This window comes from Pseudoduganella lutea (assembly GCF_004209755.1).
GTDB lineage: Bacteria > Pseudomonadota > Gammaproteobacteria > Burkholderiales > Burkholderiaceae_D > Rugamonas > Rugamonas lutea.
This window is the reverse complement of record NZ_CP035913.1, coordinates 2,725,548-2,748,709: the sequence shown is the minus strand read 5'-3', so window position 1 is coordinate 2,748,709 and position 23,162 is coordinate 2,725,548. Positions and strand designations below refer to the sequence as shown.

Annotated in this window: 22 protein-coding genes and 1 riboswitch; of the genes, 9 read left to right on the top strand and 13 right to left on the bottom strand. The window is 64.0% G+C overall.

Going from position 1 to position 23,162, the window contains the following annotated elements; translation table 11 throughout:
* The first annotated feature begins 10 nt into the window (after positions 1 to 10).
* The 3 genes from gspE to EWM63_RS11475 are packed head-to-tail and all read left to right on the top strand — an operon-like array spanning position 11 to position 3,299.
* Positions 11 to 1,429, top strand: a complete 1,419-nt coding sequence (gene gspE, locus EWM63_RS11485; protein WP_130186637.1) for a type II secretion system ATPase GspE — start codon at positions 11 to 13, stop codon at positions 1,427 to 1,429.
* 37 nt (positions 1,430 to 1,466) lie between these two features.
* The gene (gene gspF / locus EWM63_RS11480) at positions 1,467 to 2,687 is read left to right on the top strand and encodes a type II secretion system inner membrane protein GspF (RefSeq protein WP_130186636.1); all 1,221 of its coding nucleotides are present in this window, start codon (positions 1,467 to 1,469) and stop codon (positions 2,685 to 2,687) included.
* A gap of 24 nt (positions 2,688 to 2,711) precedes the next feature.
* Complete coding sequence (locus EWM63_RS11475) at positions 2,712 to 3,299, top strand: type II secretion system protein N (protein ID WP_130186635.1); 588 nt, start codon at positions 2,712 to 2,714, stop codon at positions 3,297 to 3,299.
* Positions 3,300 to 3,393: 94 nt separating this feature from the next.
* On the opposite strand, the gene EWM63_RS11470 is transcribed toward EWM63_RS11475, so the two are convergent.
* The 9 genes from EWM63_RS11470 to EWM63_RS11430 form a co-directional block, all read right to left on the bottom strand.
* Positions 3,394 to 3,597 carry a hypothetical protein gene (locus EWM63_RS11470; protein ID WP_130186634.1) on the bottom strand — a complete coding sequence of 68 codons (204 nt, stop codon included), beginning with the start codon at positions 3,595 to 3,597 and terminating at the stop codon, positions 3,394 to 3,396.
* A 17-nt stretch (positions 3,598 to 3,614) separates the two neighbouring features.
* Positions 3,615 to 4,949, bottom strand: coding sequence for an ATP-dependent protease ATPase subunit HslU (hslU, locus tag EWM63_RS11465; protein WP_130186633.1), 1,335 nt, complete (start codon positions 4,947 to 4,949; stop codon positions 3,615 to 3,617).
* A gap of 9 nt (positions 4,950 to 4,958) precedes the next feature.
* Positions 4,959 to 5,495: an ATP-dependent protease subunit HslV gene (gene hslV, locus EWM63_RS11460; RefSeq protein ID WP_130186632.1), complete on the bottom strand. Its 537-nt coding sequence runs from the start codon at positions 5,493 to 5,495 to the stop codon at positions 4,959 to 4,961.
* A gap of 93 nt (positions 5,496 to 5,588) precedes the next feature.
* Positions 5,589 to 6,890 carry an STAS domain-containing protein gene (locus EWM63_RS11455; protein ID WP_130186631.1) on the bottom strand — a complete coding sequence of 434 codons (1,302 nt, stop codon included), beginning with the start codon at positions 6,888 to 6,890 and terminating at the stop codon, positions 5,589 to 5,591.
* 140 nt (positions 6,891 to 7,030) lie between these two features.
* Complete coding sequence (dksA, locus tag EWM63_RS11450) at positions 7,031 to 7,408, bottom strand: RNA polymerase-binding protein DksA (protein ID WP_229487856.1); 378 nt, start codon at positions 7,406 to 7,408, stop codon at positions 7,031 to 7,033.
* Positions 7,409 to 7,566: 158 nt separating this feature from the next.
* Positions 7,567 to 8,625 carry a CobW family GTP-binding protein gene (locus EWM63_RS11445; protein ID WP_130186629.1) on the bottom strand — a complete coding sequence of 353 codons (1,059 nt, stop codon included), beginning with the start codon at positions 8,623 to 8,625 and terminating at the stop codon, positions 7,567 to 7,569.
* A 174-nt stretch (positions 8,626 to 8,799) separates the two neighbouring features.
* Positions 8,800 to 9,759, bottom strand: coding sequence for a tyrosine recombinase XerC (locus EWM63_RS11440; RefSeq protein WP_130186628.1), 960 nt, complete (start codon positions 9,757 to 9,759; stop codon positions 8,800 to 8,802).
* 2 nt (positions 9,760 to 9,761) lie between these two features.
* Positions 9,762 to 10,433, bottom strand: a complete 672-nt coding sequence (locus tag EWM63_RS11435) for a DUF484 family protein (protein ID WP_130186627.1) — start codon at positions 10,431 to 10,433, stop codon at positions 9,762 to 9,764.
* A 109-nt stretch (positions 10,434 to 10,542) separates the two neighbouring features.
* A complete protein-coding gene (locus EWM63_RS11430; RefSeq protein ID WP_130186626.1) occupies positions 10,543 to 11,598 on the bottom strand; it encodes a porin in 1,056 nt (351 codons plus the stop codon).
* Between the two features lie 430 nt (positions 11,599 to 12,028).
* Between EWM63_RS11430 and EWM63_RS11425 the strand changes: the two genes are divergently transcribed.
* The gene (locus EWM63_RS11425; RefSeq protein WP_130186625.1) at positions 12,029 to 13,492 is read left to right on the top strand and encodes an SEL1-like repeat protein; all 1,464 of its coding nucleotides are present in this window, start codon (positions 12,029 to 12,031) and stop codon (positions 13,490 to 13,492) included.
* A 10-nt stretch (positions 13,493 to 13,502) separates the two neighbouring features.
* Here EWM63_RS11425 and dapF read toward each other — a convergent pair whose 3' ends face one another.
* The 3 genes from dapF to EWM63_RS11410 are packed head-to-tail and all read right to left on the bottom strand — an operon-like array spanning position 13,503 to position 16,110.
* Positions 13,503 to 14,366, bottom strand: coding sequence for a diaminopimelate epimerase (gene dapF / locus EWM63_RS11420; protein WP_130186624.1), 864 nt, complete (start codon positions 14,364 to 14,366; stop codon positions 13,503 to 13,505).
* Positions 14,363 to 15,259: an LpxL/LpxP family acyltransferase gene (locus tag EWM63_RS11415; protein ID WP_130186623.1), complete on the bottom strand. Its 897-nt coding sequence runs from the start codon at positions 15,257 to 15,259 to the stop codon at positions 14,363 to 14,365. Before EWM63_RS11415 ends, dapF begins: the two co-directional genes overlap by 4 nt.
* A complete protein-coding gene (locus tag EWM63_RS11410; RefSeq protein ID WP_130186622.1) occupies positions 15,256 to 16,110 on the bottom strand; it encodes a lysophospholipid acyltransferase family protein in 855 nt (284 codons plus the stop codon). Before EWM63_RS11410 ends, EWM63_RS11415 begins: the two co-directional genes overlap by 4 nt.
* Positions 16,111 to 16,299: 189 nt before the next feature.
* On the opposite strand from EWM63_RS11410, the gene metK reads away from it, so the two are divergent.
* From metK to metF, 4 genes are all read left to right on the top strand, one after another.
* Positions 16,300 to 17,469 (top strand): methionine adenosyltransferase, encoded by a 1,170-nt coding sequence (gene metK, locus EWM63_RS11405; protein ID WP_130186621.1) that lies wholly within the window; start codon positions 16,300 to 16,302, stop codon positions 17,467 to 17,469.
* Between the two features lie 130 nt (positions 17,470 to 17,599).
* Positions 17,600 to 17,673, top strand: a riboswitch (S-adenosyl-L-homocysteine riboswitch).
* 27 nt (positions 17,674 to 17,700) lie between these two features.
* Positions 17,701 to 19,116, top strand: coding sequence for an adenosylhomocysteinase (ahcY, locus tag EWM63_RS11400; RefSeq protein WP_130186620.1), 1,416 nt, complete (start codon positions 17,701 to 17,703; stop codon positions 19,114 to 19,116).
* 81 nt (positions 19,117 to 19,197) lie between these two features.
* Positions 19,198 to 19,548 carry a phage holin family protein gene (locus tag EWM63_RS11395; RefSeq protein WP_130186619.1) on the top strand — a complete coding sequence of 117 codons (351 nt, stop codon included), beginning with the start codon at positions 19,198 to 19,200 and terminating at the stop codon, positions 19,546 to 19,548.
* Positions 19,541 to 20,371 (top strand): methylenetetrahydrofolate reductase [NAD(P)H], encoded by an 831-nt coding sequence (gene metF / locus EWM63_RS11390; RefSeq protein WP_130186618.1) that lies wholly within the window; start codon positions 19,541 to 19,543, stop codon positions 20,369 to 20,371. Before EWM63_RS11395 ends, metF begins: the two co-directional genes overlap by 8 nt.
* 114 nt (positions 20,372 to 20,485) lie before the next feature.
* On the opposite strand, the gene EWM63_RS11385 is transcribed toward metF, so the two are convergent.
* A complete protein-coding gene (locus EWM63_RS11385) occupies positions 20,486 to 21,124 on the bottom strand; it encodes a 5-formyltetrahydrofolate cyclo-ligase (RefSeq protein ID WP_130186617.1) in 639 nt (212 codons plus the stop codon).
* A gap of 22 nt (positions 21,125 to 21,146) precedes the next feature.
* Between EWM63_RS11385 and EWM63_RS11380 the strand changes: the two genes are divergently transcribed.
* Positions 21,147 to 23,147, top strand: a complete 2,001-nt coding sequence (locus EWM63_RS11380) for a lytic transglycosylase domain-containing protein (protein ID WP_130186616.1) — start codon at positions 21,147 to 21,149, stop codon at positions 23,145 to 23,147.
* Positions 23,148 to 23,162: the final 15 nt, after the last annotated feature.

Sequence of the window (23,162 nt, the reverse complement as noted above, 5' to 3'; positions counted from 1 at the left end):
AGGCAGCATCATGGATAATCTTCTTCCCTACGCCTTCGCCCGCGACTTCCTCGTGCTGGCGAAAGGCGGCGAGCGCGATGGCACGGTCGAGGTGCTGGTCTCGAACGCCACCGCGCCTTCCGCGATCGCCGAGGTGTCGCGCCGCTTCGGCCGCATCCAGCTGAAACCCGTGCCGCGCGCCCAGCTCGAGGAAGCGATCGCCGCGGCTTACGCGGGCGGCGGCGGCGACGTGTCGCAGGTGGCGGACGAATTCGACGCCGACCTCGACCTGACCCGGCTGCTGCAGGACGTGCCGGCCATCGAAGACCTGCTGGAATCCTCCGACGATGCGCCCGTGATCCGCATGATCAACGCGCTGCTGACGCAGGCGCTGCGCGATGGCGCGTCGGACATCCACGTGGAACCGTTCGAGCAGATTTCCGTGGTGCGCTTCCGTGTCGACGGCGCGTTGCGCGACATCGTCAAGCCGCGCAAGGCGATCCACGGCTCGCTGATCTCGCGGATCAAGATCATGGCGCAGCTGGACATCGCCGAGAAGCGCCTGCCGCAGGATGGCCGCATCACCCTGCGCGTGGGCGGCAAGCCGGTGGACGTGCGCGTGTCCACGCTGCCGACCGGTCACGGCGAACGCGCCGTGCTGCGCCTGCTGGACAAGGAAGCGGGGCGCCTGGACTTGCAGCACTTGGGGATGAGCGAGCCGATGCTGGCCCGGTTCAACGGCTTGCTGGCGCAGCCGCACGGCATCGTGCTGGTCACGGGCCCGACCGGTTCCGGCAAGACGACGACGCTGTATGCGGCGCTGTCGTTGTTGAACTCGACCACCACGAACATTCTCACCGTTGAAGACCCGATCGAATACGACCTGGCCGGCGTGGGACAGACGCAGGTGAACGCGCGCATCGACATGACGTTCGCCAAGGCGCTGCGGGCAATCCTGCGGCAGGACCCGGACGTGATCATGATCGGCGAGATCCGCGACCTGGAAACGGCGCAGATCGCCGTGCAGGCATCGCTGACGGGTCACCTGGTACTGGCAACCCTGCACACCAACGATTCGGCGTCCGCCGTCACGCGCCTGCTGGACATGGGGATCGAACCCTTCCTGCTGTCGTCGTCGCTGCTGGGCGTGCTGGCGCAGCGGCTCGTGCGCAAGCTGTGCGGCGAATGCAAATCGTTCGACGGGCAGCAATGGCATGCGGTCGGCTGCGACGCCTGCGGCCAGACGGGCTACCAGGGCCGCGTGGGCATCTATGAACTGCTGCAGACGACGGACCGGATCCGCGCGCAGATCCACGATCGCTCTTCCGAGGCGGTGATCAAGGACACGGCGCTGGCGGACGGCATGACGACGATGCGCGACGATGGCGAGCGCTGGCTCGCGAACGGCACCACGACGCTGGCCGAGCTGCTGCGCGTCGCCAAGGATTAACAGGTTGAACAGGCTGAACACCTTGAGGATGAACTGAATGCCGGCATTCCGTTATGAAGCCGTCGACGCGGGCGGCGCCACGAAGAAAGGCGTCGTCAACGCGGACAGCCCGCGCGCCGCGCGCGCCGACCTGCGCGCCAAGGGACTCGTACCGATCAAGGTCGATACCATCGTGGCGCAGGTCGATGCCAGCGGCGCGTCGACGCGCCGCGGGCTGGGCGAAAAGCTGTCGACGACGGAGCTGGCGCTGTTCACGCGCCAGATGGCCAGCCTGCTGGAAGCCGGCCTGCCGCTGGAACAGGCGTTCACCGCGCTGCTGGAACAGGCCGAGCGCCCGTATGTGCGCGACCTGATCGCATCGATCCGTTCCGAAGTGATCGGCGGCGCCGCACTGTCCGACGTGCTCAAGCGCCATCCGCGCGACTTCGCCGAAATCTACCGCGCGCTCGTGGCCTCCGGCGAGCAGATCGGCCAGCTCTCGCGGGTGCTGTCGCGGCTGGCCGACTACATCGAGCGCCGCAACGCGCTCGTGCAGAAGGTGCGGCTGGCGTTCACCTATCCGGCGATCGTCACGGTGGTGGCGTTCGCGATCGTGATCTTCCTGCTCACCTACGTGGTGCCGCAGATCGTGTCGGTCTTCTCCAATACCAAGCAGAAGCTGCCGCTGCTCACGGTGATCATGCTGGCCGTGTCGGACTTCGTGCGCAACTACGGGCTGGTCGTGCTGGTATTGCTGATCGGCGGCTGGTTCGCGTGGCGCCGCGCGCTGCAGAACATCGCGCTGAAGACGCGCTGGCACACATGGCTGCTGACCGCGCCGCTGTACGGCAAGTTCGAGCGCAGCCTGAACACGTCGCGCTTTGCCAGCACGCTGGCGATCACCACCGGCTCCGGCGTGCCGATCCTGCGCGCGCTGGAAACGAGCCGCGATACGCTGTCGAACGTGGCCATGCGCCAACTGGTGGAAGAGGCCAGCGACGCGGTGCGCGAAGGCGTGAGCCTGGCACGCGCACTGTCGGCGCAAAAGCACTTTCCGCCGATGCTGATCCACATGATCCGCGCCGGCGAAATCACCGGCGAGCTGCCGGCGATGCTGGAGCGTGCCGCCGCGGCGCAGGAAGCGGACCTGGAGCGCCGCACGCTGACGATCGCCGGGCTGCTGGAGCCGGCACTGATCCTGGCCATGGGTGTGGTCGTGCTGCTGATCGTGCTGGCCGTGCTGATGCCAATCATCGAGATCAACCAGCTGGTGCGCTGATCGACTGAATTATCCGGAGTTTCAATGAACCGTTTGCCGCATCACCTTCCAACCCTTGCCACCCTGGCCGCCGTGGTGGCGCTGACCGCGTCCACCGCCTACTGGGGGCTGCAATTGTTCAAGCCGCAGCAGCGGCCGATCGCCGTGGTACCGGTGCAGGAAACACCGCCGCCACCGGTCGACGCTGCACTGGGGCTGTTCGGTGGCCAGGCCACTGCCGCCCCCACTGCCAGCACCTATGAATTGCGCGGCGTGGTGGCCTCCCGCGACGGCCGGGGCAGCGTGGCGATCATCGCCACGAGCGGCGATACGCCGAAAGCCTACCCGGTCGGCAAGGAAGTGGAGCCCGGCGTCACCGTGCAGGACGTGCAGCCGCGCCACGTGACACTGCTGGACGGCGGCGTGCAGAAGCGGCTCGACCTGCTGCCGGACAGCGGCATGTCGTCCACCACCGCCGCACCGCTGCCCCCCGTGAACCGCGCCGCGCCGCCGCCACCCACGCCATCCCCGACGCCACTGGTGACGCCACCAGCCGGTACGCCCGTCGGCCAACCCGGCCAACCCGCGCCAGTGCAGACGGGCCCTGTGCAGCGACCCGTTACCTCCCAATAAAACTGGGGACGTACCCTGGTTTCCAAGAAATTTCCTGGAAACCGGGCGGTCCGGCGATCCGGTACGTCCCCAGTTTTTGCTTCATGTACCGGTGCTATTCGTCCGGGTCAGGCTTCAGCTTTGCCTTGGCAATGGCCACCTTGGCGGCCTGGCGTTCGGCGGACTTGCTACGCTCGTGCGGTCCCGCCGCGCGCGCCTTTGCCAGCGCGGCGAACGGGTTGCGGGGCTTCGTGTAAGCCTGTGACGGCTCCACGCGGAGCCGCATCTTTTGCCGGGTTGCCAGTGCCTTGTTTGCCATTGCTCGATTGACGCTCGTTACAGTACGTAGCGCGACAGGTCTTCGTTGACGGACAGCGCTTCCAGCCGCTGGTTCACGTAGTCTGCATCGATGACAATGTGCTTGTCGCCCGCATCGGAGGCCGAGAACGAGATCTCTTCCAGCAGCTTTTCCATCACCGTGTACAGGCGGCGGGCACCGATGTTCTCGGTGCGCTCGTTGACCTGGAACGCAATCTCGGCCAGCCGCGTGATGCCGTCCGGCGCGAACTCCAGTGTCACGCCTTCCGTGGCCAGCAGCGCCGCATACTGCAGTGTCAGGCAAGCGTCGGTACTGGTGAGAATACGCTCGAAATCGGCGATCGACAGCGATTCCAGTTCCACGCGGATCGGGAAGCGGCCCTGCAGTTCCGGGATCAGGTCCGATGGCTTGGCCAGGTGGAAGGCGCCCGATGCGATGAACAGGATGTGGTCCGTCTTGATCATGCCGTACTTCGTGTTCACCGTGGTGCCTTCGACGAGCGGCAGCAGGTCGCGCTGCACGCCGGCGCGCGACACGTCGGCACTACCCGATTCGGAGCGCGACGCGATCTTGTCGATCTCGTCCAGGAACACGATGCCGTTCTGCTCCACGTTCTGGATTGCCTTCTGCTTCATCTCGTCCTCGTTGACGAGCTTGGCGGCTTCCTCATCGAGCAGCAGCTTCATCGCTTCGCGGATCTTGATCTTGCGGGCTTTCTTGCGATTACCGCCCACGCCGGCAAACATCGACTTGATCTGCTCCGTCATCTCTTCCATGCCGGGCGGCGCCATGATTTCCATCTGCGGCCCCTGCTCGGCCAGTTCGATCTCGATTTCCTTGTCGTCGAGTTCGCCCTGGCGCAGGCGCTTGCGGAACGTCTGACGCGTGGTGTCCTTCTCGGCCGGCGCGTCGTTGCTCGCCGAGAACCCGAAGTCGCGCGGCGGCGGCAGCAGGATGTCGAGCACGCGGTCTTCCGCCGCATCCTCGGCACGGGCGCGTACCTTGATCATCTCGGCCTGGCGCGTCTGCTTGATGCCGATGTCGATCAGGTCGCGGATGATCGTGTCCACGTCGCGGCCCACGTAACCCACCTCCGTGAACTTGGTGGCTTCCACCTTGATGAACGGGGCATCGGCCAGCTTGGCCAGCCGGCGCGCGATCTCGGTCTTGCCGACACCGGTCGGGCCGATCATCAGGATGTTCTTTGGCGTGATTTCATGGCGCAGAGGTTCCTCGACCTGCTGCCGGCGCCAGCGGTTGCGCAGCGCGATCGCCACGGCTTTCTTGGCCTTGCCCTGGCCAACGACGTGCTTGTCCAGTTCGCCGACGATTTCCTGCGGGGTCATATTCATGTTTTTGCCTTAATCCAGCGTTTCGATGATGTGCGACAGGTTCGTGTAAATACACAGTTCGCCCGCGATCGTCAGCGATTTTTTCACGATCTCGGCGGGCGCCATTTCGGTATTCTCGAACAGTGCCTTGGCGGCTGACTGCGCATAGACGCCGCCGGAACCGATCGCGCCGATGCCGTCTTCCGGCTCCAGCACGTCGCCATTGCCGGTGATGATCAGCGTGGATTGCGCATCGGCCACGAGCAGCATCGCTTCGAGCCGGCGCAGCACGCGGTCGGTGCGCCAATCCTTGGCCATCTCGACCGAGGCGCGCAGCAGGTTGCCCTGGTGTTTCTCCAGCTTGGCTTCGAAGCGGTCCAGCAGCGTGAAGGCATCGGCGGTACCGCCGGCAAAGCCGCACAGGACCTTGCCCTGGTACAGTTTGCGCACCTTGCGGGCCGAGCCCTTCATGACGATATTGCCCAGCGTTACCTGACCGTCGCCACCCAGGGCAACCTGGTTGCCGCGCCGGACGGAGAGGATGGTAGTGCCGTGAAATTGTTCCATAATTGCCTCAAATAATACGCCAGCCGCAAAAATGGGGACTCCACCAGAAAATTGCAAGTAGGATAAATTCTCGGCGGTGCTGTGGCAGGATATTCAGTAACGGTGCGGGAACAACCGCGCCACGTCGGCATAACCCAGCAGCCGGAACAATGCCGCGACCAAATGGTTCAGCTCGCGGAAATCGATCCGGTTGCCGGGGCCGGCCAACTGCTGGAGCAGCGCGAACAGGTGCCCGGCCGCCGCGTAGTCGATCCGTACCAGTCGCGAGCAGTCGAACACGAGCGAGGTGCCTTGCGCGAACGCATGTTCGGCATGGGCACGGATGCTGGACCACACTTCGCCGGCATCGCCCTCGATTACATGGGGCAGCAGGTAGCGGTCCGTTGCCGGGCCCGCCACTTGCCGCGGCGTGCTGGCGACCTTGCCGGGCGGCGTGAAGGACGGCGGCGATACCTCGAACGTCACGCAGTAATCCATGCTGGCTTCTTCGAACGCCTTTTCACGGTTCAGCAGGCGCAGCAGTTCCAGCATCAGCAGCCATGGCGCTTCGCCTTCGTCGCGCCGGCCCACGTCGATGATGGAACGCACTTGCGCCAGCAACTCTTCCGCGCCTGCCAGCATGAGTTCGCGTTGCCGCACCGTGCGCAGGGCGTCGTGCAGCAGCGCGCAGCCACCGGGTTCGACACTGGTCACCCGGGAAAAATCCAGCCGCAGCACGGCGGCGCCGTCGGCGGCAACCCGAATCCGGTCGATCTGCGCGGCAGCGTTTTCGTCCAGCACGCCGGCGAGTGCCACGGTTGGCGCGAAGCCGCTGTAGGAATGGATGGTGTCCGGCAACACCGGGTTCCACGGCGGCGGCGACGTTTCAAACGTGCTGGCGTAGTCGATCGACAGGCTGTCGAACGCCTCCTGGCGGTGCAACGCGCCATACAGGTCGAACAGCATCCACCAGGCGGTGCGGTCGGTTGCAGGGCGCGCGCCCACGGCGCCGGCCAGCAGTTGGCAGGCTTCGTCCGGCTGGCCATTGGCATACAGGATTGCCGCTTCCTCGACCACCGGCGCGCGTTCAGCGGCGGCCGCTTCGGCCGGGAGTTCGTCGTCGTCCAGCAGCTCGGTCACGGGGCCATTGGACACATCCGTGGCGGCCGGCGCGGCAGCGCGGCGCGGCGGGCGGCGAAATGCCGGTTCGTCGAACATGTCGGCCGCCATGGCGGCCTCGATCGCATCGATCTTCAGGATGGTGGCGCGGGCAATATCGCGCTGCAGGTCCAGGTCGACGGGCGGCGTCGATGCGGCGTCCTGGCGCTGTAGTGCGCTGTCGGCGGCCAGGCGGGCATAGACCTCGTCATCGTCGACGATCGGTTTATCTTTACGGAAGAGGGAAAAGAGTCCCATCTTGCTAGTGTAGCCGAGCGGTAAGCACGAGCCCAATACGGCAGAAGCAGGGCTGGAAATCACGCAGAGAATAAGACAGCAAATAAGACAGGCAACAAAAAAGCATGCCACGGCATGCTTTTTTATGGGAAGAGGGCGGGTCAGTCGCCGTACAGTTTCTGTTTCAGCTCGCGCCGCTGCTGCGCTTCCAGCGACAGCGTGGCCGTCGGGCGGGCGATCAGGCGGGGAATGCCGATCGGCTCGCCGGTTTCTTCGCACCAGCCATATTCGCCACTGTCGATCGCAACGATCGATTGCTGTACTTTCTTCAGCAGCTTGCGTTCGCGATCGCGGGTGCGCAGTTCCAGTGCATGCTCTTCTTCGATCGTGGCGCGGTCCGCCGGATCGGGCACCAGCACGGTTTCACGCAGGTGTTCCGTGGTTTCGCCGGCATTTTTCAGCAATTCCTTTTCAAGGGCCTGCAACTTGGCCTTGAAGAACGCCTGCTGCGCCGGATTCATGTAGTCCTTGTCGCTCATCGCGAGGATTTCTTCATCGGTGAGGATAGGCGCTTCCGCGGGGTCTTATTTGTTTTGGTCATGACTTCGCTTACCTTCGATACGACAGAGTTTTTCAAATTCCAGCCGGGTGGCCGCTTGGCCTGGACCGGACGCGGCCCCACAAAAACCGGGTTAGTTTATACCAGACATTGTTCCAAACCGCGAATAAAGATGTCTTTCGGTAGATTTTTGCCGATAAACACCATCTTGCTGCCGCGCACATCATTTTCGCCCCACTTGGCGCCCAGATCGCTGCCCATCAACTGGTGCACGCCCTGGAAAACAACCTTGCGCTCGGCACCCTGCATCCACAATACGCCTTTGTAGCGCAACATGCGAGGACCATACACATTCACGAGCCCACCCAGGAATTCGTCGAGCTTCGCCGAATCGAACGGGCGCTCGCTCTTGAAGGCAAAGGCGGAAATCTCGTCCGTATGATGCCCGTGTCCGTGGCCATGCGCATGGCTCGGGTGGTCGCAGTGCTCGCCATGCTCGTGGTCGTGATCATGGTGGTCATGATCATGATCGTGCTCTTCGGCAGCCAGGAAATCCGGATCGATCTCCAGTTTCTCGTTCAGGTTGAAACCTTTCAGGTCCAGCACCTCGGTAATCGGCGCGTTGCCGAAATCCGAGCGGCCGATCGGCGCGCGCGGGTTGATCCGCTTCAGGCGCGCCGTCAGTTCCCCGATCGCGGCGGCATCGACCAGGTCGGTTTTCGACAGCAGGATCTTGTCCGCGAAGCCCACCTGGCGCTGCGCTTCCTCATTGGCATCGAGCTGTTGCATCGCATGGCGGGCATCGACCACGGTCACGATCGCATCGAGCATGTAATGGCTGCCCACTTCCTCGTCGATGAAGAACGTTTGCGCGACAGGGCCGGGATTGGCCAGGCCGGTCGTTTCGATGACGACGCGGTCGAACGCGATCTCGCCGGCGGCGCGCTTCTTCGCCAGGTCCGACAGGCCGATGATCAGGTCGCCACGCACGGTACAGCAGATGCAGCCGTTGTTCATTTCGACGATCTGCTCGCGGCTTTCCTGCACGAGGATTTCGTTGTCGATGTTTTCCTGGCCAAATTCGTTCTCGATCACGGCGATGCGCATGCCGTGCTGTTCGCGCAGGATGCGGTTCAACAGCGTGGTTTTGCCGGCGCCAAGGAAGCCGGTCAGGATGGTAGTCGGAATCATTGCCATGTCAGTTGCCAAATCGTTGCGGAGTCTTGCGGAATCTTGCGGGATCTTACTGAGTCTTACTGATTCTTTGCCGAATCGGTGCAGCGGCCGTTGATAAAACGGGTTGCCAAAATGAGAATCGATCGATTATGCCGGAATTCCAATTGCCCTGTCCAATCGCACAATTGATGTGTATCAGCTTGTTCCCTTGTCGGTTTTTGCACGGGGATGGGTCTTGTCGTACACCTCGGCCAGGTGCTGGAAATCCAGCGCGGTATAGACCTGGGTGGATGTAATGCTGGCGTGTCCCAGCATTTCCTGCACGGCGCGCAGGTCGCCGGACGATTGCAGCACGTGCGAGGCAAACGAATGGCGCAGCATGTGCGGGTGCACATGCATCGGTGCGCCGGTGGCAAGCGCATGCCGCTTCAGGCGCATTTGCACCACGCGTGGCGACATTCTGCTGCCGCGCTCGCTCACGAACAGCGCGGCACTGCCGTCGGCCGGCACCGGGCGCACGTGCAGCCAGGCATCGATCGCCGCCAGCGCGGCCTTGCCGACCGGCACGCGGCGCATCTTGTTGCCCTTGCCGGTCACGACGACTTCGGCATTGTCGCGCTCGAGCCATCCTGCCGAAGCGGCGGCGTGGCCTTCCGCTTTCCTGAACTGCAGGTCGAGCCCGCATAATTCCGAGACCCGCAAGCCGCTGGAATACAGCAGTTCGAACATGGCGCTGTTGCACAGTTCAGCGGGAACAGGTGCCGATGCGGGACGCGCAGGGGTGGACACCAGTTGTACCGCATCGTCGACCGACAGGGCTTTCGGCAGCAGTTTGGCGCGTTTCGGTGCGCGCACGCCCTCGACGGGATTGGCGGCCAGTGCGGTCTGTTCGGCCAGCCAGTCGAAAAAGCCACGCCAGGCGGAGAGCTTGCGGGCGATCGATCGCGGTTCCTGGCCGCCGGCATGCAGCCTGGCCGTGAAGCGGCGGATGTCCGCATGCGAAATGGCGGTCCATTCCTGGTCGCCGGAGAGTGCGGCCAGCTCGGCCACGTCGCGGCCATAAGCATCGACCGTGCGTGCCGACAGCTTGCGCTGCGTGGCCAGGTGCCGCAGCCAGGAAGCAGGCCAGCCAGCCTTGCCGCCCGGGGCTGTCATGGTCAGGCCAGCAGCGGTGCCAGCGCCACGCTGGCGGTTTCACCGATGTGCACCAGGAAATCGGTGGCCATCAGCGACGTGAAGCGTTCCGCGTCGGGCGAACCCATGATCAGCAGGCCGAATGCCGGCCCCTTGGAGCCCGGCTGGCGCAGTGCCACGATGACGGCGGACTTGATCGAGCCCGCATCGTCGAGCCAGCGCACGGCTTCGAAATCGTTGTTGCTGCCGCAGTAGGGCGTGAGCAGGCCGTTGGCGAACAGGCGCGCATCGTCCGATACCCCAGCGGCAAACCATTCGTCGGCATGGGCCGGCGCCACGCCGAACAGGCGCAGCGTGGCCGCCGGTACGTTGAATTCCTTCTTCAGCCCTTCGGTCACGGCCCGCGGCAAGGCCGCCACGTCCCGCTCGCGCAGCAGCGCCTGGTTCCAGCCATGGAAGCGGTTGGCGATGGCCTGGTTTTCCTGCGCATGCCGGTTCAGTTCGGCCAGGCGCAATTCCAGCGCCTTGTATCGCTCGCGCATGACTTCCATCTGGCGTTCCTGCAGCGACACGGCGCGGCCGGTCAGCGGGCTGGACAACCGGACGTCGCCCAGCAGGCCTGCATGTTCTTCAAAGAAATGGGGATGGTCTGTCAGGTATTGCGCGACAGCCGAGGAATCCAGGATAGCGGTCATTGTTGTCACTTTAAAAAAAGCAAGCAACATTCTACCCGACGGGCCAGTAAAAAAGAGCGCTCCGGAAAACTGCCCCGGAGCGCTTCTCCCTCGCACTCTGCTGACGAACTTAGAAATTGTGGTGCACGCCCAGCGCGTAATGCTTGCGCGTGACATCGTTGGTGGCGGTCACGACGAACGGCGTCTTCTTGACGGACAGGTCGACATACAGGTAAGTCCGTGGCGACAGGCTGTACTCATAGCCGACGGAAGCCTGCTTGGTCTTGATCACGCCATCCGGGTCTTTCTGGCCATAGCCGGCAATGAACTTGTTCGGGCCGACCGTGTAATTGGCGCCCAGTACCCAGGCGCGGATATTCTCGTTGATCCACTGCGTGTGACCCTGGTCCTGGCGCTGGTAGGAGGCCATCAGTTTCAGGTCGGGTACCGGCTTGTACGACGCCGCGACCGACCACATCTTCGTTTCGATGGCGTTGCGCTCGGCGCCCAGCATCGCGGCAAACGGGCCGTTGGTGTACGTGGCGCTGACGGAATAGGGGTTGGCCGATGCCTGGGCATTGGCGGCATATTGCGGCGCGGCGGCGGTACCCTTGCCGATGACGGCCGGACTATTGTTGCCTTCCTTGGTGGCCACCGACACGTTGACCTGGAAGCCGTTCATGACCGGGGTGTTGTAGAACACGGCGTTCGAGAAGCGGTTCGCCGAATTGCCGGCCACGCTCAGCGGATCGCTCGTGTAGCCGGCCACGTGCAGGTCGGTCTGGTAGCCGGCCACGTTGGGCAAGCCGGACCACGGTTCGAACGCGACCGAGGATTCCTGGTAGGCGGTCAGCCCGCGACCGATGCGGACGGTACCGAACGCGCCCTGCAGGCCGACGCGGCTCTGGCCCTGGAACAGGGGGCGCACATTGTTTTCAAGGGCGCCGGTATCGGGGTCGTAGCGAATTTCCAGCTGAAACAGCGCTTTCAGGCCATTGCCGAGATCTTCGACACCACGAAAGCCCAGCTTGTTGTTATCGCGCCGGGTCACCTGCGTTGCATCGTTGGGCGCGTGGGTGGTGCGCTGAATGCCTGCGTCGATGGTGCCGTAGATGGTCACGGAAGACTGGGCGGCCGCGCTGCCGAAAGCGGCGGTCAGGGCCAGGGCAACCAAGGGTTTCTTCATTTGTCGTTCCCTCTGTTCTGAATTGATGGGTTCAAGAAGCCAGCGGTGAATGCTTGTGAAACTGGACAGGTGCACCTTAGATCGTGTTGCCGTCGAGATCGCCAGATTGGTCGATTGGCGGCACGAGACTTGGTTGAAAGCGGAAAAACACGGGATTCTTGTTGTATTTATAAAACGGTAGTTTTACGGTGCCATTTGTTTATCCACGTCATGGAATCCTTTCATTGGTAAGGTATCCACATTAGCGTAGCCGCAGCGCTGGTTGACCACGTTTGCGCAAGATCAAGCGGAGTCATCCTTGTCGGGCAAGCGCAACAGTCCAGTGTCTAAACTGTTCAGTTGCGCCGTTACTTCATAACGAAAAAATGCGCACGAAGACGAAAACCGGCCTGGCCTGTTTTCGCGGATAGCGCAGCTTTCTGGAGACCGCATGGCCAATCGTGAAGAGCTGGCAGTGATCAGGGGTGCGCGAGCGGGTGACGCCGCTTGCCAGCTGAAACTGGGCAAACTGTATCTCGCCGGCGGCGCCGGCCTGCCATGCAGCCCGCCGACCGCACTGCACTGGCTGGCGCGGGCCGCCGCGGCCGGCATCGACGAGGCTTGGTTGCTGATCGGCCGCCACATCGCATGGCAATATGCAAGCCACCATCGGGCCTCATTACTGGACTGGTATGCGCGCGCCAGCGATGCGGGCATCGTGCAGGCCACGCTCACGCTTGCCCAGCTGTTGCTGCAGGAACCGGTTATTACCCAGCCGGGCTTGTGCCAGCGCGCCCGGCGTGCGCTCGAGGCGGCGGCACGGGCCGGTTCCGGCGAGGCAGGCGTGCTGCTGGCTCGCCTGCGCCTTGCCGCGCCGGAGCCGGCGCAAGCAGCCGTCGCGCAGCCAGGGCGCGGCAGTGTCGAACCCACGCTGCACGAGGCAGCCGTCCCCCTTGCCGAAGCACTGCCCCTGGCGCGCGCGCTGCTTGCACGGGCACCGGCCGATTGCGCCGCATGGGCGGGCTCTGCCGCGGACGCAGCCCTGCTGGCACGCTGCGCCGAGGCGCTGGCCGGCACGCCCGGCGCCGATGGCGACGAAGTACAGCGGATGCGCGAACTGGCCGCCACGGCGGGCGACCGCCGTGCACAACTGGCGCTGGGCCTGTCTCTGGCGCGTATCGATGCGGAAGGGGTGCGGCTGCCGCACGGCTGTCCGGCCAGCTTCAAGCGGGCCGTGCGCTGGCTCACGCTGGCGGGCGAACAGGGCCTGGCCGATGCCTGGTTCGCGCTGTCGCGCATCTATGTGAAACCGGAATTCTCGCAACGCTGCGTGGGCGAGGCGCAAGCCTGCCTGGAGCGGGCGGCGGCGCTGGGCCATGGCGGCGCGCAACTCGAATGCGGCTTGCAGGCATGGCGCATGCGCCGCAGCTGCGACAGCAATGATGTCAAGGCCGCTTACTGGCTGCAGAAAGCGGCGGCGCAGCACTGCGACCAGGCTGCCGAGGTGCTGGCGCGCATTGCGCCGGCACCGGATGGCACCGGCTGGGCAGTGTCGCTGTTGCCATTGCTGACCCGGGAACTGGCGAGCAACCAGCCATTGCTGGCGGCCCGGATCGAACTGGCCGCGCTGTTCGGGCTGACGCGCGCGGAGGCGCTGTTGCTGGACGTGAAGGCGGCCGATGAGGGGCATTGCCTCGTCGTGGACATCCGTGCCAGTTATGGCCGCGGCCGGCGCCGGCTGGTGCTGGTGGAAAATGCCCGTCAGCGCCAGGCGCTGGACCGTATCGCGCGGCAATTCGAGCACGTCGACGGTCACCTGGAAGGCAATTACCGGCAGCGGCTGTACCGCTTCAAGACGTGGTTGCAGTCGGTCGAGGCTGGTGTCGCGGGCGGCCGCGCACGGCTGGCCGCCTGACCTGGTGTGTTCAGACCGTGATTTCGCCTTCGAACACGGTCACGGCGGGGCCGGTCAGGTAAACGGGTTCGCCTTCGCCAGCCCAGGCAATCGACAGTTCGCCGCCCCGCGCATCCACGCGCACGGGCGAGTCGAGCAAGCCGCGGCGGATGCCGGCCACGACGGCCGCGCAGGCACCGGTACCGCAGGCCAGCGTTTCACCGGCGCCCCGTTCGAACACGCGCAAGCGGATATGGTTGCGGCTCACGGGCTGCATGAAGCCGGCGTTGACGCGGTTGGGGAAGTGGGCATGATGCTCGATCAGCGGGCCGGTCAGTTCAACGGGCGCCGTGTCCACGTCCGGCACGACCTGCACCGCATGCGGGTTGCCCATCGACAGCACGGAGACGGGCACGGTTTCCTTTTCACCCGCCAGTTCCAGCACCAGCGGCCACAGCGTGTCGCTGCCTTCCGGCTGGCCCTGCAAACCTTCCGTGTCGAATGGCACGAGGGCTGGATCGAACACGGGGGCACCCATGTCCACCGTCACGCTGCCATCCTCTTCCAGGCGCGGCGCGATAATGCCGGACATCGTTTCCACGGCGATGCTGCGGCGCTCGGTCAAGCCTTTTTCGGCCACGAATTTCGCGAAGGCACGTGCGCCATTGCCGCACTGTTCCACTTCGCCACCGTCGTTGTTGAAGATGCGGTAGCGGAAGTCGCAGCTGGGGTTGGTCGATTTCTCGACCACCAGCAACTGGTCCGCGCCAACGCCGAAGCGGCGGTCTGCCAGCGCCTTCCACTGCGCGGGAGTGAAGTCGATCTGCTGGTTGATGGCATCGATCACGACGAAGTCGTTGCCGGCGCCATGCATCTTGGTGAATTTGAGTTTCATCGCTTGTTTGAATAGAAGGACGGTTCGCCGTTGGGGCGGGTTTTATAGCGCTTGTGGGTCCAGAAATATTCCGCTGGCGCCTCGCGCACGCGTTCCTCGATGAACTCGTTCATGCGGCGCGTGGCGGCAACCATGTCGGTACCAGGATAATTGTCCCACACCGGGTAGAACTTGACGCGCCAACCTTGATAATTTGGCAAAAAAGTCGCAATCACCGGCATGACCTGCGCGCCCGTGGTGGCGGCGATGCGCGCCGTGGCCGTCAGCGTGGCGGCCGGCACGCCGAAGAAGGGCACGAACTCCGCATCCTTCTCGCCGAAATCCATGTCCGGCAGCATGAAGTAGGGCAGGCGGTCGCGCAGTGCGCGCAGGATCGGCTTGATCCCGTCTTGCCGCGTGAACAGCTTGACGGGCTTGAACCTTGCTCGCCCGGCGCGCAGCACCGCATCGAACGTGGCGTTCTTCTGCGTGACGTACATCGACGAGGCGGAGGCTTCCATCGCGATCGCGGCGCCGCCGACGTCCAGGCACACGAAGTGCGGGCACAGCAGGATTGTCGGTTTTTCCGTCATCGCGGCCACCGGGATCTGGCCGGGTGGCATGCCCGCGCTCGTCTCGATCCGGATCAGCCGTTTCAGGCGCGCTTCCGATGCCCACCACAGGATGGCCCGTTCGAACACGCTGCGCGAATAGGCCTGGAAGTGCCGGCGCGCCAGGTCGCGGCGCTGGTCTTCCGTCAATTCCGGCATCGCCAGGCGCAGGTTGACCAGTGCGATTTCGCGGCGCGGGCCCATGATCACGAACAGCAGGCTGCCCACCGCCGTGCCGAAACGGCCCAGCACCGGCAGTGGCAGCCAGTGCAGCAGCCACATGAAACCAAGCAGCAGCTTCATGCCGCCTCCACCACGGTGGGGGCCACGGTGCCGGGCGGTACCTTGTAGCGGTTGTAGCTCCAGTAATACTGGGACGGGCAGCCGGCGATCAACTGTTCCATCGCCGCATTGATGGCGCGTGCCTGCTGCGCATTGTCGCCTTCCAGCGAGCCGGGGAACGGCACGAAGTGGATCAGGAAGCCCCGCCCGCGCGGCAGGCGTTCGGCATACGTCAGCAGCACCGGCGCATCGCCGCCCAGTTTCGCCATCTTGGCCGGCAAGGTCATCGTGTAGGCGGGCCGGCCGAAGAAATCGGCCCACACGCCTTCGCCTTCCTGTGGCACCTGGTCCGGCAGGATGCCGATCGGCTTGCCGGACTTCAGGAACTTGGCCAGCATCCGCACGCCGGACAGGTTGGCCGGCGCCAGCACCATCTGGCCGCGCGCCCGCGCCACTTCCACCAGCGGCTTCATGGCCGCCTGCTTCGGCGGCCGGTACATGACCATCAGCTCGGTATCGTGCGAGACGCGCTGCGCCGTGATTTCAAAGCAGCCCAGGTGTGGCGTGAGAAACACGATGCCCCGCCCGGCGCGCAGGTGTTCCTCGACCAGTTCGTAGTTCTTCAGGAACACGCGGCGGGCGATGCGTTCCTCGGAAGCCAGCCACACGAAGGGCAGCTCGGCCACCGCCTTGCCAGCTTCCGCAATGGCCTGGCGCAGGTGTCCCGCATAGCCGGCGCGGGCCATGTTGTCGCGCATGCGGCGGCGATAGGACGGCGTCAACAGGTAGACCAGCCAGCCCAGTACGCTGCCCAGCGCATGCAGGGCGGGCAAGGAGAATATTGAAAAGAAACGGAAAATTCGTAACAGCATGAACTCGAAAAAAAGAAGTGTGCCTGCGCAAAAATTTTTGAAGAAGCGTAAAATACCACGTCAGCAGTAACCGCCGAGTTAACAGACAACTTGCGAGGCGGGATACAAATATCGCTAAAGCGTCGCAAGCCGTATGGGTTGTTGCGACAGTCTCATTACCATCGTCTCAACAATTTACAGGAGCTTGCGATGTCTTCCATCGATTACCTCTTCACTTCCGAGTCCGTTTCCGAAGGCCATCCCGACAAGGTTGCCGACCAGATTTCCGACGCCATCCTCGACGCGATCCTGGAACAGGACCCGAAAGCGCGCGTGGCCGCCGAAACGCTGTGCAACACCGGCCTCGTTGTGCTGGCCGGTGAAATCACCACCCACGCCAACGTGGATTATATTCAGGTCGCCCGCGAGACCATCAAGCGCATCGGCTACGACAACACCGACTACGGCATCGATTACCGCGGTTGCGCCGTGCTGGTGGCCTACGACAAGCAGTCGCCGGACATCGCCCAGGGCGTGGACGAAGGCGCCGGCATCGACCTGGACCAGGGCGCCGGCGACCAGGGCCTGATGTTCGGCTATGCCTGCGATGAAACGCCGGAACTGATGCCTGCCGCCATCTACTATTCGCACCGCCTCGTCGAGCGCCAGTCGCAGCTGCGCAAGGATGGCCGCCTGCCGTGGCTGCGCCCGGATGCGAAGTCGCAAGTCACGCTGCGCTACGTGAATGGCCGCCCGGTGGCTGTCGACACCGTCGTGCTGTCCACCCAGCACGCGCCGGAAATCAGCCACAGCCAGATCGAGGAAGCCGTGATCGAAGAGATCATCCGCCCGGTGCTGCCGAAGGAATGGCTGCAGAACACGAAATACCTGGTCAACCCGACCGGCCGCTTCGTCATCGGCGGCCCGCAGGGCGACTGCGGCCTGACCGGCCGCAAGATCATCGTCGACACGTACGGCGGCGCCGCCCCGCACGGCGGCGGCGCGTTCTCCGGCAAGGATCCGTCGAAAGTCGACCGCTCGGCCGCCTACGCTGCCCGCTACGTGGCCAAGAACGTGGTGGCCGCCGGCCTGGCGCGCCAGTGCCAGGTGCAGGTGTCGTATGCGATCGGCGTGGCCCGCCCGATCAACATCACCGTGTACACCGAAGGCACCGGCGTGATCCCGGACGAGAAGATCGCCGAACTGGTGCAGGAACATTTCGACCTGCGTCCGAAAGGCATCGTGCTGATGCTGGACCTGCTGCGCCCGATCTACCGCAAGACGGCCGCCTACGGCCACTTCGGCCGCGAAGAGCCGGAATTCACGTGGGAGCGCACCGACAAGGCCGCCATCCTGCGCGCCGCCGCCGGCTTGTCGTAAGGAAAAGTTGCGAGGAAAATGGCTACTTACCCTATTTTCTGAGCAATGTTTCCTGAAAAATGGAGTACGTCCCCATTTTTAGAGCAACAAAACCGGATCGTGTATCCGGTTTTTTGTTATAGAATGCCTGTTCTCCGAGGAGCGTTGCGACGGATCAATCGAATCCGCCAGGCTCGGACACTTCTGCAACCGCGCTCACGTCAACTTTTTTCAACATTGAAAGGAGGCGTGATGAACGCCGTACTCAAAGATTCTCAGGATTACATCATTGCCGACATCGGCCTGGCCGCATGGGGCGAAAAAGAAATCAAGATCGCTGAAACGGAAATGCCTGGCCTGATGGCGATCCAGGAAGAATTCGCCGCCGCACAGCCCCTGAAGGGCGCCCGCATCACCGGTTCGCTGCACATGACGATCCAGACCGCCGTGCTGATCCGCACGCTCGAAGCGCTGGGCGCGCAGGTGCGCTGGGCATCGTGCAACATCTACTCGACGCAAGACCACGCCGCCGCCGCGATCGCCGCCGCCGGCACGCCGGTGTTCGCCATCAAGGGCGAAACGCTGGATGAATACTGGGACTACACCCACCGCATCTTCGAGTGGCCGGGCGAAGGCGTGTATTCGAACATGATCCTGGACGATGGTGGCGACGCCACGCTGCTGCTGCACCTGGGCGCACGCGCCGAGAAGGATGCATCGGTGCTGGACAACCCGGGTTCGGAAGAGGAAATCTGCCTGTTCAACGCGATCAAGGCCCGCCTGGCAAAGGATGCCACGTGGTACTCGAAGCGCCTGCCGCACATCCTGGGCGTGACCGAGGAAACCACGACCGGCGTGCACCGCCTGTACCAGATGCACAAGGACGGCAAGCTGGCCTTCCCGGCAATCAACGTCAACGATTCCGTCACCAAGTCGAAGTTCGACAACCTGTATGGCTGCCGTGAATCGCTGGTCGACGGCATCAAGCGGGCGACCGACGTGATGATCGCCGGCAAGATCGCCGTCATCGCCGGCTATGGCGACGTGGGCAAGGGCTCGGCGCAAGCCATGCGCGCGCTGTCGGCCCAGGTGTGGGTCACCGAGATCGACCCGATCTGCGCACTGCAGGCCGCCATGGAAGGCTACCGCGTCGTGACGATGGATTACGCCGCCGAACACGGCGACATCTTCGTCACCTGCACCGGCAACTACCACATCCTCACCGAACAGCACATGCTCAAGATGAAGGACCAGGCCATCGTCTGCAATATCGGCCACTTCGACAACGAGATCGATGTCGCCGCGCTGAAGAAATACCAGTGGGAAAACATCAAGCCGCAAGTCGATCACGTGATCTTCCCGGACGGCAAACGCATCATCCTGCTGGCCGAAGGCCGCCTGGTGAACCTGGGTTGCGGCACGGGCCACCCGTCGTACGTGATGAGCTCGTCGTTCGCGAACCAGACGATCGCCCAGATCGAACTGTTCCAGCACAAGGACAAGTACCCGGTCGGCGTCTACACGCTGCCGAAGCACCTGGATGAGAAGGTCGCCCGCCTGCAACTGAAGAAGCTGAATGCGCAGCTGAGCGAGCTGACGCCGGAACAGGCCGCCTACATCAATGTGAAGGTCGAAGGCCCGTACAAGCCGGAACACTACCGCTACTAATCAGTGCGAAGGCCGGCGCGAAGCCGGCCTTTTTTTGGCACGCGTCCTGTTTATAGAAAAGCTTCAACAAAGGCTTGCTACATGCGTCTGGTCCTGACCTGGTTCATCAATGCCCTGGCACTGTTCGCAGTGCCCTACCTGATGCATTCCGTCGACGTCACGAGCGTCGGCGCAGCCCTGATCGCGGCGCTCATCCTCGGGCTGGTGAACACGCTGATCCGTCCACTGCTGCTGCTCCTGACCCTACCCGTGACCGTGCTGTCGCTGGGCCTGTTCATCTTCATCGTCAACGGTTTCACGTTCTGGCTGGTGGCGCAATTCGTGGACGGCTTCAACGTGACGAGCTTCTGGGCGGCGGTCGGTGGCGCACTGCTGTACAGCGTGATCTCCTGGGCCCTCTCCTCCCTGTTGTTGAAAGACGCCGATGGCTGACCATAATTTCAGTATTGAATTCTTCCCGCCCAAGACGGCGGAAGGCACGGAAAAGCTGCGCGCCACGCGCGCCAAGCTGGCCGAGCTGCATCCCAAGTATTTTTCCGTCACGTTCGGTGCCGGCGGCACCACCCAGCGGGGCACGCTGGAAACCGTGCTCGACATCATGGGCGCCGGCGAGGAAGCCGCGCCCCACCTGTCCTGCGTGGGCGGCACGCGCGAATCGATCCGCGCGATCCTGGACGAATACAAGTCGCACGGCATCAAGCGCGTCGTCGCACTGCGCGGCGACCTGCCCAGCGGCTACGGCGCGGCCGGTGAATTCCGCTACGCCAACGAGCTGGTGGAGTTCATCCGCGCCGAAACGGGCGACTGGTTCCACATCGAAGTGGCCGCTTACCCCGAAGTGCACCCGCAGGCAAAATCGCCGCAATCCGATATGGACGCGTTCGTGCGCAAGGTGAATGCCGGCGCCGACGCGGCGATCACGCAATATTTCTACAATGCCGACGCGTACTTCCAGTTCGTCGACGCGGCACAGAAAGCGGGCGTGAACGTGCCCATCGTGGCCGGCATCATGCCGATCACGAACTACACCCAGCTGATGCGCTTTTCCGACATGTGCGGCGCCGAGATCCCCCGCTGGGTGCGGCTCAAGCTGGCCAGCTTCGGCGACGACACCGCCTCCATCAAGGCCTTCGGCCTCGACGTGGTGACGGCGCTGTGCGAACGGTTGCTGGCCGGCGGTGCCCCGGGCCTGCACTTCTACAGCATGAACCAGGTCGCCCCGACGACGGCCCTGTGGCAGCGCCTGGTGAAATAATTGCCTGGAAAATGGGGACGTACCCCATTTTCCAAGAAATGTTTCTCGAAAAATGGGCGGTCCGTCGACGCGGTACGTCCCGCTTCGGCGGACCGCCATTTTTGAAGCAGCAAATCATCCGGCCTCGGTGATGATGCGGTCCAGCGCGATGTCATGCCCGTCGCTGCCGAATTCGGCGGCGAGACACGAGTAGGCGATGCCGACCGTTGCCGGCCGCGGCTCCTTCTCCAGCGTGCGGTCGTAGAAGCCGCCGCCGTATCCCAGCCGGTAGCCTGCCGCATTGAAACCAAGGCAGGGCACCAGCAGGGCAGGCGGGTATGGCCCGATGCGCAGCTCGGCCGGTACCGCGATGCCCATGGCATCCTTCACCAGCGGCTCGCCGATCTGCCACGCAGCAAAATCAAGCGGTGCGTCGCGCTGGAGCACCACGGGCAACGACAGCCGCACGCCCAACCGCGCCAGTTCGGCGTAGGCCGGGTGCAGGTCGGGCTCGTCGCGCAGCGGCCAGTACACGCCCAGCGCATCGAGCTGTGTTTCGTGCCACCACGCGACGATGTGCCGGCAGATGTCGGCATCCCATTGCGCGCGGGTGTCCGCCGGCAGGTTGCGCCGCACAGCCAGCAACTGCTTGCGTAATGCCGCCTTGTCGGCCGCAACAGGCCCGGCCGTGCCTGCTTTTACAGCCGGGCTTGTCTGTTCGCTTGCGGGTGGTGGCCCTTGAGTCAGGCGTGTTATTCTCTGGTCGCTGGTCATGTCACTACTTGAGAGTCGTATCTTGATTTCCCCGTCGAAATGGATAGCCGGCGCGCTGATTGCAATTTCCTGCGCCATGTCGCCGCTGGCGATCCCGCAGGATCTCGGCGAGAGCCGCAAGGATGATGACGCGTTCCTGCTGCTGCGTGATTCCGTGCGCCGCAACGATGCGCCGAAGGCCGAGTTCTATGCCGCGCGGCTGGCCGACTACGCCATTCCTTCCTACGTCGACTATTATCGGCTCAAATCGCATTTCCGTGACGCCACGTCGGCCGAGATCCTGGCCTTCCTGCAGCGTCATGAAGGCACCGCGATCGCCGACCGCATGCGCAACGACTGGCTGCTGGAACTGGGCCGCAAGCGCGAGTGGGCCATGTTCGACCAGCAGTTCCCCCTGTTCGTGCTGAAGGACGATACCCAGGTCAAGTGCTATGGCCTGCTGTCGCGCCTGTCGAAAGGCGAGAACGTGGCCGCCGAGGCCCGCGCATTGCTGATCTATCCGCCTTATTACGGCGATGGGTGCAGCGCGCTGATCGCGTCGCTGGCGCAGACCGGCCAGTTCACGCAGGACGACCTGTGGGCGCAGGTGCGCCTGGCCGGCGAAACGAATGCCTCGGGCCCGGCGCGCCGCGCGATCATGCTGCTCAATGGCTCGGACAAGAAGATCGCGCAGGCCATCGACGTGCCCGCCGTGGTGCTGGCGAAAGGTGTCGGCGATTCCAAGGTCGACCGCGAAGTGTTCCTCGTCGCACTGGGCCGGGCCGCGCGCACGAGTGTGAAACTGTCCGTGCTGGCGTTGCGCAAGGCACTGCCCAGGTTGACGCCCCAGGAGCAGGCGATCGGCTGGGCCAATATCGCGCTGCCGGCGTCGTTCGTCGTCGATCCGGAAACGTCCGATTACTGGCGCCGGGCCAATGGTGCCCCGCTGTCGATCGACCAGCACCAATGGCGCACCCGCTACGCACTGCGCGACGGCAACTGGCAAGCGGTGCACGACCATATCGCCGCCATGCCGCCGCAATTGCGCCAGGATCCTACCTGGGTGTACTGGCAGGCCCGCACGTCCGTAGCGCTGGCGGGCGGCAAGCTGACGCCCGAGGCGCAATTCCTGTACCAGAGCATTGCCGACCGCGAGGATTATTATGGCTTGCTGGCCGCGGAGGAGCTGGGCCGCACCGTCAGCATTCCCGCCCCCGGCGCCCCGGTTACGCCGGCCGAAATCGCCGCGATCGCCGCCAATCCCGGCATACAGCGGGCCCTGAAATTCTTCGACCTGCGGCTGCGCTTCGAAGGCTTGCGGGAGTGGAACTGGCAAGTGCGGCGCCTGTCCGACCGTGAACTGATCGCCGCCGCCGAGTATGCGCGCCAGCACCACATCCTGGACCGCATGGTGTACACGTCCGAGCGCACCCGCGCGCTGGCCGACTACACCCACCGCTACCCGGCGCCGCACGATGACATCATGCGGCCCGCCACGAGCACCCTTGGCCTCGACCGCGCGTGGGTGTATGGCCTGATCCGCCAGGAATCGCGTTTCGTCATGAACGCCAAGTCGAGCGCGGGAGCGTCCGGCCTGATGCAGGTGATGCCATCCACCGGCCGCTGGGTCGCCAACAAGATCGGGCTGACAGACTTCGTGCAGGACATGCTGAACGACGTGCGCACCAACATACTGCTGGGCACCACCTACATGAACATGGTGCTGGGCAGCATGGATGGCTCACAGGTGCTGGCCACCGCCGCCTACAATGCGGGGCCTGGCCGGCTGCGCTCGTGGCGCTCGGCGCTGACGAAACCGATGGATGCCACGGTGTTCATCGAATCGATCCCGTATTCGGAAACGCGCGGCTACGTGAAGAACGTGATGACCAACGCCACCTATTACGCGGCCCTGTTCGAAGGGCGGCCGCAATCGATCAAGGCCAGGCTGGGCGTCGTCACGCCGAAAGGTTACAGCGAAAAAGACTTGCCCGAGCAGGAGCCGCGCGGCCAGGAGCAGCAGACCACTCTCTCGAGCCGCTGATCCGGCGTGCTCGTA